The sequence below is a fragment of the Candidatus Parakkermansia intestinigallinarum genome (assembly GCF_944389695.1).
Taxonomy (GTDB): Bacteria; Verrucomicrobiota; Verrucomicrobiia; order Verrucomicrobiales; family Akkermansiaceae; genus Akkermansia; species Akkermansia intestinigallinarum.
In genome coordinates this window covers 1-9,309 of sequence record NZ_CALXNG010000047.1, presented here as the reverse complement: position 1 = coordinate 9,309, position 9,309 = coordinate 1, and the positions used below count along the sequence as shown (strand labels likewise).

The 9,309-nt window shown below is 61.7% G+C and carries 8 protein-coding genes; 4 read left to right on the top strand and 4 right to left on the bottom strand.

The window, feature by feature from the left end:
- The first annotated feature begins 197 nt into the window (after positions 1 to 197).
- Positions 198 to 1,184: a glycosyltransferase family 2 protein gene (locus AC6UAL_RS09300; protein ID WP_500683102.1), complete on the top strand. Its 987-nt coding sequence runs from the start codon at positions 198 to 200 to the stop codon at positions 1,182 to 1,184.
- Between the two features lie 60 nt (positions 1,185 to 1,244).
- On the opposite strand, the gene AC6UAL_RS09295 is transcribed toward AC6UAL_RS09300, so the two are convergent.
- Together AC6UAL_RS09295 and AC6UAL_RS09290 are read right to left on the bottom strand one after the other, a co-directional pair.
- A complete protein-coding gene (locus tag AC6UAL_RS09295) occupies positions 1,245 to 2,033 on the bottom strand; it encodes a L,D-transpeptidase family protein (protein ID WP_500683101.1) in 789 nt (262 codons plus the stop codon).
- Between the two features lie 254 nt (positions 2,034 to 2,287).
- Positions 2,288 to 3,772 (bottom strand): hypothetical protein, encoded by a 1,485-nt coding sequence (locus tag AC6UAL_RS09290; RefSeq protein ID WP_500683100.1) that lies wholly within the window; start codon positions 3,770 to 3,772, stop codon positions 2,288 to 2,290.
- 181 nt (positions 3,773 to 3,953) lie between these two features.
- On the opposite strand from AC6UAL_RS09290, the gene AC6UAL_RS09285 reads away from it, so the two are divergent.
- Genes AC6UAL_RS09285 through AC6UAL_RS09275 form a run of 3 tightly spaced genes read left to right on the top strand, consistent with a single transcriptional unit; the run spans position 3,954 to position 7,521 of the window.
- Entirely contained in the window at positions 3,954 to 5,534 is a 1,581-nt protein-coding gene (locus AC6UAL_RS09285; protein ID WP_500683099.1) for a pyridoxal-phosphate dependent enzyme, read from the top strand.
- 2 nt (positions 5,535 to 5,536) lie between these two features.
- Positions 5,537 to 6,091, top strand: coding sequence for a Maf family protein (locus tag AC6UAL_RS09280; RefSeq protein WP_500683098.1), 555 nt, complete (start codon positions 5,537 to 5,539; stop codon positions 6,089 to 6,091).
- Complete coding sequence (locus AC6UAL_RS09275; RefSeq protein ID WP_500683097.1) at positions 6,088 to 7,521, top strand: beta-N-acetylhexosaminidase; 1,434 nt, start codon at positions 6,088 to 6,090, stop codon at positions 7,519 to 7,521. The genes AC6UAL_RS09280 and AC6UAL_RS09275 overlap by 4 nt, the downstream gene beginning before the upstream one ends.
- 94 nt (positions 7,522 to 7,615) lie before the next feature.
- On the opposite strand, the gene uppS is transcribed toward AC6UAL_RS09275, so the two are convergent.
- A complete protein-coding gene (gene uppS / locus AC6UAL_RS09270; RefSeq protein ID WP_500683096.1) occupies positions 7,616 to 8,314 on the bottom strand; it encodes an undecaprenyl pyrophosphate synthase in 699 nt (232 codons plus the stop codon).
- A 20-nt stretch (positions 8,315 to 8,334) separates the two neighbouring features.
- Positions 8,335 to 9,156: a 3-deoxy-manno-octulosonate cytidylyltransferase gene (gene kdsB, locus AC6UAL_RS09265; RefSeq protein ID WP_500683095.1), complete on the bottom strand. Its 822-nt coding sequence runs from the start codon at positions 9,154 to 9,156 to the stop codon at positions 8,335 to 8,337.
- Between the last annotated feature and the right edge of the window lie 153 nt (positions 9,157 to 9,309).

Genomic DNA, 9,309 nt, shown 5'->3' with positions numbered 1-9,309 from the left:
AAATCAAGCCTCCATTTTTTGTGTACTCAAGGCGCGGTCAAAATGACCGCGCCTTGAAACTTTGGGACACATGTGGTGTGCGGGCTGAGCCTCTACTTTTGTCTTGCATTGTGCTCGGGAACATTTTATGCTCTGTTGGAGCCGTTCCCCCCTCATTGTCCCGGCTATTGTCGCGGGAGTGGCTCGTTCCCTTTCTTATGAATCAAGCAAGTACAGAAAGTCCGCTCGTCAGTGTTATCGCCATCTTTTACCAATGCGCGCCCTATGTGCGGAGATGCGTCGAGTCCATTTTGAATCAGCAGGAGGTGAGGCTTGAGTTGATTGCCGTCGATGATTGCAGCACGGACGGAACAGCCGAGATGCTAGCCGAATTCGCGGCGCGTGATATGCGGGTGAAGTTGATCCGCCATCAGGTCAACCAAGGTATTGCGGCGAGCCGCAACGACGGACTGGCTGAGGCGCAGGGCGATTGTTTTTATTTTGTCGATGGCGATGATTCTCTGGAGCCCCACGCGCTCAAGACGTTGCTGCCGCACTTCTTGGCCGGTGCGGACATGGTTCAGGGCAGTTATCGTTATGTGACGGAGTCGGATGAAGAATTGGGTGTCGCGTCTTATCAAGAATGTCTCTGCTCATCCGAACATGAAATTAAAGAGCGCTTTGCATCGCTCGATTGGGGCTTGTGCCACAATCGGCTGTTGCGCGCTTCGCTCAAACACGTGAGGTTCCGTCCGCTTCGCTTGTGCGAAGATTTGATGTGGATGATGGATATTTATCCGGAGCTGCACACTATCCGTGTCCTGTCTGAGCCCTTATATCGCTACACCGTCAGAGAGAATTCAGCTTCTTCGGATCTGCGAAAAGTGGATTTCTGGATTGAAGGGTATGAGGTGGCTATCCGCGAGTCGTTGAAGCGCGATGTATGTTGGTTTGAGTGCATGCGCCGACTCTCGTTGCGTTTTATGCTGCCCAAGTTGTACAAGAATCCCGTCTCAGCGCGGCAGAGAAGCCGTTTCGTTCGCATGGCGGTCTCATGTGGGATTTTGCCGGCCCCGCAGACCCGTGGGTGCGGTTTGATTGTCCGTTGCATGAACGCCTTGGCACGCTACCCGGAGTGGGTTCGGGGGCTGACGGCTTGGTGCCTGTTGGTGTTCAAGCGCATCCTGAAACCTCTTCGCCGATGAGAATCTCCTGAGACGGCGCCGCGTGCCGCTCGGGATGGCGCCAAGGGGCTGCCGAGGGGCTCAGTTGCTGCCCGATTCGGCGTCGTAAGGGGCGTGCTGCTGTTCGGTGTGCTCCCAGCCGGGGCGCAGGTACTGCCAGAAGGCGTAGTGGGGGCTGTCTTTCTCGGCCTCCATGCGCTCCGGCGTCATGGCGAAGGGGTAAATCTGCACGGCGACGCGCTCTTGGCCGTTTCTGAGAGCGGCTTCGACCATGCCGTAGATTTCCTCAATGCCCGGATCCGTCATGGCGAAGCAACCGATGGAGCAGTCGCTGCCGTGAATCATGATCAGGGAGCCCGTTCGACCGAGTCGGCGATCGTAGGCGTTGGGGTAGCCGATGTTGAAGGAGAGGTGGTAGCTGCTGTGCGGGTTGAGATCGCGAAGTGTCGTGCCGTAAAAGCCTTCCGGCGCTTGGCAGTCCCCCTCGCGGGTTTTGGGCCCCGGCTCTCCGCTCATGCCGGCGATGTCATAGGTCTTGAGCCTTGTCCAAGTGTCACCGTCTCGTCCCCAGAGTTCGAGCTTGAACTCCTCTTTGATGATGCGAATAAAGATCGGTTTGCCGAAATGGGAAGCGAAGCGCGCGCGGGCTCGCAGGCGGGCTCTCGTCTGTTTGTTGGCGGCGCTGTCGGCGTCGGGCAGAGCGGATTCATCAAAGTCCCGCAGGGCTGTGCCGCTGCTTGAGTCGGCGGCCTCCTGCGTCGCGCAGGGGCTCGGTGTTGCGCTGATTTCGGGCAGGAGTTCGGGGGCTTCGGGGAGATTTGTCCGCACAAGGCGGCCGGGAGGGGTGGCGGCGGAAGGTGGCGTCTGCATGAGAGGGGCGTTTGCAAGTGCCGCTGCGAGGACGGCGGTGAAGGAGGCGAGGGGGAGCATGGGGGTGTCGGGGAAGTAGGGCGGTTGGGTGGGTAGGTGGGTAGGTGGTTGGGTGGGTAGGTGGGCAGGTGGGTAGCTCCCGGGCTCAGGGCGGCTCGGCAGATGTCCTTTCGAGCCGGAACAGGCGCATGCCCGCGACCGGGTTGAGCGCGTCGCGGGCATGCGTGCAGGGGGAGGGGCGGTGTGGGGCCGGCTCAGTACAACTCGACAACGTATTCGTCTTCAAAGTCGCCGGAGCTGATGCGCACCCAGTAGACGCCGACGACGCGGCCGCGGCACTTGAGGCATTTGTCGTAGTCGGGTTCAAAAACGATGCTCTGACCGGTCGGGATGCTGTCTTCCGAGTGCACGAAGATCGCCTTGACCGGAATCTTGTTTTCGTCACTGAGAGCCTTGCCCTTCGGAGCCGAGCGCGGCGAGGCGGGAAGCTGCCACATCTCCACCTTGGCGCTCTGCTGCAGGCGAGTGCCCTCAGGCGCGTAGTAGCTCCAACCGTCGCCCCACATGTACTCTTTGGGGAAGTAGCCTCGGCCGGGGTAGCTGTAGCCGACTTCGGGGCGCGGTTCCGTGTGCCCGCTCTTCACCCACATGGCTTGGAAGTCTTCGATCTTGCCGAAGCCCGTCTTGGCGAGACCCGGGTGAAGCACCCAAGCGCGGTGCCCGCGCACTTCGCGATTGTTGTCTCCGGGGTCCTCGACGTAACAAATGACGGTGCGCGCCATCGACATCATTTTGGTGCTCTCGTAGTTGAGGTTGCAATCGGCCGTGTAGTCACCGAGGTCGTGCGAGAGGTGGCCTGCGCGCTTGCAGGCTTTGGCGGCCGTCAGGGCGTTGGCGGCGAAGCTGCGGTCGTAGCCGACCGTCGGTGCCTGAGAGCAGAGGTAGCGCACGATGTTGACGCGGTTGATGGCCTCCTGTTGCTCTTCGTCGCAGCCCTTGGGCTTGGTGCCGAGCAGCTGTTTGACCTTGGCCTGAATATCCTTGCGCGAGCGAGGGTACAATTTCTTGACGCAGGCCGAGGGATCCAGCAGAGCCTTGAAACTCGAGGCTGCCTTAGAGCCGTTTGCCTCGTAGCAGTAGCGCAGCATGCAGAAGCGCACCTCCAAATCGGCATTCGGCATCTTCGCCTTGTCCGCCAGCTTCAGGAAACTGAGGGCGGGGCGCCCCTTGCCGCGCAGCATCCAGTTGAGAAACTTGATTCGGGCTTTTGCATCGACGCCGTCGTCGAGAGCCTCATCCAAGCTGAGGATGCGGGCGCAGGCCAGCGCGTGCTGTGCGGCATTGCCCTTCACGGCGCTCAGCGGCGCGTTGCCGTCCGGGTATTTCTCTTCAAGCTGGGGATAGGCTTCGTTGAGCAGGTCGGTGAGCGTCTCGCGCAAGGCGCTGAAGTCTTCCTTCTCGCAGGCGTCGCGAATCAGCTTCAGAAGCGCCTTCTCGTTGGCGGCATTTTTGGCTCCGGCCGGGCTCAGATCGATTTCGGGGCTTGACTGCGCGTCGTCGGATGAAGCCTCCGTCGGCTGATCATCCGGCTCGTCGTCCTCGGCGCAGAGGGGTGAGGCGAAGGCCATGCCGAAGAGCAGGCAGAGAGAGAGCAGTCGGCGAAACGAGCCCGTCGCCCGAGTGTGGGCTGACGCTGTATTCGGGCGGCGGAGCGTGTCGATATTCGTGGCGCTGTGCATGGTCTACCCTTATCATATTTGCATACGCCCTGCAAGCGGAAAAGGGACTGCTGACGCAGCCTAGCGCGTAAAATCACAGCGCCGCAGCAGGGAATACCGGGCGCAAAACGCCTGAAGCGCGTTCATGCCGGATTCTGCTCTTGCCAAAGGCTGTTGGCGGGTGTAGACTGACGCACGTACTATGAGCGAACTTCGTGATCATTTGTTTGATGAGATTCTGCAGGCGCGCCAGCGTGTTTACGCCGTCGGTGAACCGACGCCGCTTCAGAAGGTCTCATTGCCCGGTGTCGATGCCGTTATTTACGCCAAGCGAGAGGATCTGGGCCCCATCAAGGCTTACAAGTGGCGCGGCGCTTACAACTGCATGGCCAAGCTCAGCCCGGAGCAGCGCGCGCTGGGCGTCGTGGCGGCCAGCGCCGGCAATCACGCTCAGGGTGTGGCTCTTGCTGCTTCGAAGTTGGGGTGCAAGGCGCATATTTTCATGCCGCGCTCGACGCCTGCCGTCAAGCAGGAGTCCGTCCTCAAGCACGGCGGTGAGCACGTGGAAATCATGCTCGTGGGCGACTCCTACGATGCGGCGTCCGCGGCGGCACACGAGTTCGCCGAGCAGCGTCAGCTCCCCTTCGTCCATCCCTACGACGATCTTGACACAATGGGCGGGCAGGGGACTCTGGCCGATGAAATTGTCATGAGCGGCGAAGGCCCCTTCGATCGCGTTTACCTTCAGATCGGCGGCGGCGGTCTGGCTTCGGCCTGCGCCTGCTGGCTGCATAAGTTCTGGCCCGAGTGTCGCTTCATCGGCGTCGAGGGCGTCAATCAGGCCTCGATGATGAAGGCTGTCGAGGCGGGCGAGCGCGTGACGCTGCCCTACGTGGATGTGTTTTGCGACGGCACGGCCGTGCGCCGCGCCGGCGAGCAGACCTTTAAGCTCTGCCGCGAGCTGATCGATTCGTTTGTCACGGTGACCAACGACGAGGTCTGTCAGGCGATTCGCTCCCTCTGGAACTCGCTGCGAGTCGTTCCCGAGCCCTCGGGCGCCATGGGGCTTGCCGCGCTGATGCAGGACTGGGAGAAGGGGCAGATCAAGCCCGGTGAAAAATGTCTCGTCGTCCTCTCCGGCGCCAATATGGACTTTTCCCAGCTCGGCGTGGTGGCCAGCCGCGCCGGCGTGCGCGATTCCCACCGCAAGATGCGCTACCTGCGTATTCCGATGGAGACCAAGCGCGGGCAGATTCTCAAGTACCTCAAGAGCATTCCCGAGGGTGTCCTGCTGACCGACGTGCAGTACGGCCGCATCTCGGGCGATATTCAACACCCCGTCTTCGGCGTGTTGGGCACCGATGAGCAGTTCGCGGAGATTGATCGCCGCCTTGCCGAGAAAAACCTCAAGGCGACGGACGTCAGCCATGATGACGATGTGCGTTTCCGCATGATTTCCTGCGACCGCGTGCTGCTTTCGCACCCGACCTTCTTTGTCATTGAGTTCCCCGAGCGCCCCGGTGCCTTCACGGAGTTCATGGCGACGGTCGGCCAATACGCCAATCTCTGCTACTTCAATTACCAGTACTCCGGCGAATCCGTCGGACGCGCCATGGTCGGGCTGGAGTTCGCTTCGCTCGAGGATCGCGACGCCTGCCGCCGCAGCGCGGCCAAGCTCATCGGCACGACGATTCAGACAATTCAGGATCTTCCCGATCCGGTGCGCCGCCGCGTGTTGGATTCCATGTCCCCCTTTGATCACTCTCACGACAGCCGAAGCTGAACATGCCGAAGCTCATCCTCGCCTCGCAATCGCCCCGGCGCCGAGAGCTCCTCGAGCGCGCCGGACTCCGCTTTGAGGTCGTGACCTGCGAGACGGAAGAGGTCAACGATGCGGCGCTTCCGCCGGAGGAGATCTGCGCGAGGAACGCTGCGGCCAAGGCCGAAGCCGTCGCGCGGCTCCGTCCCGACGCCGTCGTCATCGGCGCCGACACGCTTGTTTTCATCGACGGGCGCGCCTTGGGCAAACCCGCCGATGCCGAAGCGGCCTTCGCCATGCTGCGCCTCCTTCAGGGACGGACGCACAGCGTCTGCACGGCCGTTGCCGTCATCATGCCGGGCGGCGAGCGGCGGGACTTCTGCGAAGTCAGCCGCGTGACTTTTCGCCGCCTCGACGATGAGGCCATCAAGCATTACCTGAGTGTGGTGCAGGTGCTCGACAAAGCCGGGGCCTACGCCATTCAGGAGCACGGCGAACTCATCATTGAAAGACTCGACGGCGATCTCGACAACGTCATCGGACTCCCGGTCACTCACCTTCTCAACGTTCTGGCTCTATGAAAAAAATCCTCTGCCTGTTACTCTGTCTGGCAGCGGCCGGCACCGGCCGAGCCGTCATCCCCGCCCCTCAACATATCGACACGCGCATCTCCAACGCACTGCCTCCGGCTCGGGAAGGCGGCTACATCCTGCGTCTCACCCGCGATGCGGACGGCAAGCCTCAGTGGCATATCAGCGCGAACGACGCCTCCGGCCGCTTCTACGCCGAGCAGACGCGCCGCCAGCTCGAGGCCGAATACGGTGAAGCGCTTCCTCAGACGCTTGAAGTTGTCGATTATCCGAAGCTCTCGTGGCGCGGCCTGCACGTAGACGTCTCTCGCCACTTCTTCACGGTGGATCAACTCAAGGCGTTCATGGATCGCATGGCTGCCCTCAAGCTCAACCGCCTGCATTTGCACCTCACCGACGGGCCGGGCTGGCGCTTGCAGATCAAGGCTTATCCGCGCCTCACGGACTACGCGGCTTGGCGCAAGGAACGCCGCGACCCGGCCTGGGAGTGGCCGACGACGCGGCTCGGGCGCGACTACGATGAGGTCTACGGCGGCTATTTTACCCGCCAAGATTTGCAGGAGTTGATAGCGTACGGCCGGGAGCGCTTCATCACCATTGTGCCCGAGATTGACATTCCCGGTCATTCCTACGCCGCCATATGCGCCTACCCGGAGCTGGCGCAGCCCGGCTTTGAGGCGCATGGCAACGGGTTGCGCGGCTGCGACGCCGTCGACGTCAACAATCCGGCCTCACGCCGTTTTTTCCGCACGGTCTTTGACGAACTCGATGAGATGTTGCCGGAGGGCACGCCCATTCACATCGGCGGAGACGAAGTGCCCCCTCACCTCATTTCCGTGGAGGATCAGAGAAAATGGAGTCAGGACTTCGTTGACTACCTCGCCGCGGCCGGGCGCGAGGCGATTACGTGGGACGAGTCCGCCATCAACGGCGTCAAGGGGCAGACGGTGATGCTCTGGCACGCCGACAAGCTCGATGAGGTGCTGCGCCTCGGCCACCGCGTGATCCTCACACCCAATACGCACTGCTACTTCGACTTCTCACAGAGCCGATCGGAGCAGGAGCCCCTAGCCATGGGAAATCGCGTCATTACGGTGCGGGACGTCTTTGAGATGACTCTGCCGGAGAGCGAGCAGGTGATCGGTTTGCAGGGCAACCTCTGGTCGGAGTATATTCGCGGTTACGACCACCTCATCTACATGGCTTTTCCGCGCGGAGCGGCTCTGGCTGAGCGCGCCTGGGGCAGTCCGTCGCGCAGCTATGAGGCATTCGAGCAGGATCTGAAGTGTCATAGCGAGTTCGTGTCGCCCCCGTACACGCGCGACGATCAGCGCGAGCTCTTCCTGCGCGAAAAAAGCGTGACGCCCGACGACATGCTCCGCCGTGAGCGAGAGCAGCAGGCCGCCGACAGCCGCGACTGAGGCGGATGCCCGCAGCGCAGGTGCGCAGGTGCGCGTCCGTAGGAGCACAGCTGCGCGTCGGGGAGGACGGGACGGCGTCGGCTGCGGGCGACCCTTACCTCTTGCCGAAGCGGCGTTCGCGCGAGGCGTAGATGCTCAAGGCTTCATCGAAATGGGCGCGATCAAAGTCCGGCCACAGCACGTCCATGACGATGAGCTCCGAGTAGCTGATCTGCCAGAGCAGAAAGTTCGAGAGGCGCATCTCTCCCGAAGTGCGGATGAGTAGGTCGGGATCCGGGATGCCGGCCGTGTAGAGATGGCTGCCCAGCAGCTCGGGGGTGATATCCTCGGGCTTCAGCTCGGCGCGCTGCACGCGCTCGGCCAAGCGCCGAGCAGCGGCGGCAATCTCCTGCCGCGAGCCGTAGGAGAGCGCCAGCACGAGGTTGAGCTTGTCGTTTTGCGCCGTCTCCGCGATACATTTATCCAGCGTCTTGCGGCAATAGTCCGGCAGCATGTGCAGCTCGCCAATGGCGCGGAGGCGCACGCCCTTTTGCTGCATCTCCGAGCTTCGCTCGATGAGATACTTGTTGAGCATGCGCATGAGGTAGTTCACCTCAATCTTGGAGCGTCCCCAGTTCTCCGTCGAGAAGGCGTAGAGCGTCAGCCACTTCACCCCCTTTTCGATGCAGAAATCAATGACGCGCTGCACCGTCTTGCCGCCCTGCTCATGCCCCTTCGAGCGAGCCACGCCCTGCCGCTTGGCCCAGCGGCCGTTGCCATCCATGATGATGGCGATGTGCTCGGGAATCTTCATTCGGTCGAAGTCTGCGCGCATCAGAGTTCATACTCGCCGTATTCGGCCAGTATCGCCTCGACGCGAGCCACGTCCTCGGGCGAATCCACACCGCTGGTCGTCTTGCGGCCGCGGTAGTCAACCTCGACCATCTTGACGCGCATGCCGTTGTAGAGGAAGCGCATCTGCTCCAGTCCCTCCACACAGCCCATCTCGTACTCGGACTCGGGCAGCTCGAAGTAGGTCTTGAGCGCCTCGTAGGTGTAGGCGTAGAGACCGACGTGGCGCCGCACGGGGCTTTTGGCGAGCGCTGCACGGGCCTTTTCGAGTTTGCGGATGGCCGGAATCGTGTTTTTGGAGAAGGCGAGGGCATAGCCGTCCTTGTCCGTCAGCACCGTCGTGCCGCTGTAGGGCGTGGTCTTCTTGGACTCGACGAGGCGGTCATACTCCGCCCAGTCGAGGTGAATGCAGGGCGTGAACACGTCTCCGGCACAGTTGCGCCACGCATCGATGAGCTGCTGAATGACCCAGGGAGGGCAGAGCGGGTTGTCACCCTGAAGGTTGATGATGAAGTCGGGAGCCTGCTCGCACTGCCTCACGGCATCCCAGCAGCGCTCCGTGCCGCTGCGGCAGCTCTCGGAAGTCATGACGGCCGGAATGCCCGCCGAGGCGCAGAAATCCGTGATGCGGGTATCATCCGTCGCCACCACGTAACGGCAGTCATCGTTGTGGCGGCAGATGGAAGCGGCGATTTCAGCAACGCGTCGAATCATCTCCTTGCCGGCAATTTTCACGAGAGGCTTGCCGGGAAGGCGGGTCGAGGCGTATCGGGCGGGTATGACGAGAAGAACGGAGTGTGACATGTGGGTACAGGCGACGGAGTTATTTTATACGCCCGGGAGCGATTTGCAAGCCAAAAGCTCAACCCCGGGCCGATTTGCCACACCTGCGCATTGCGTCAAAATAAAACGCACCGAAGAAGCTCTCGGGAGAGAAACGCCGCAATGGCATTTTTA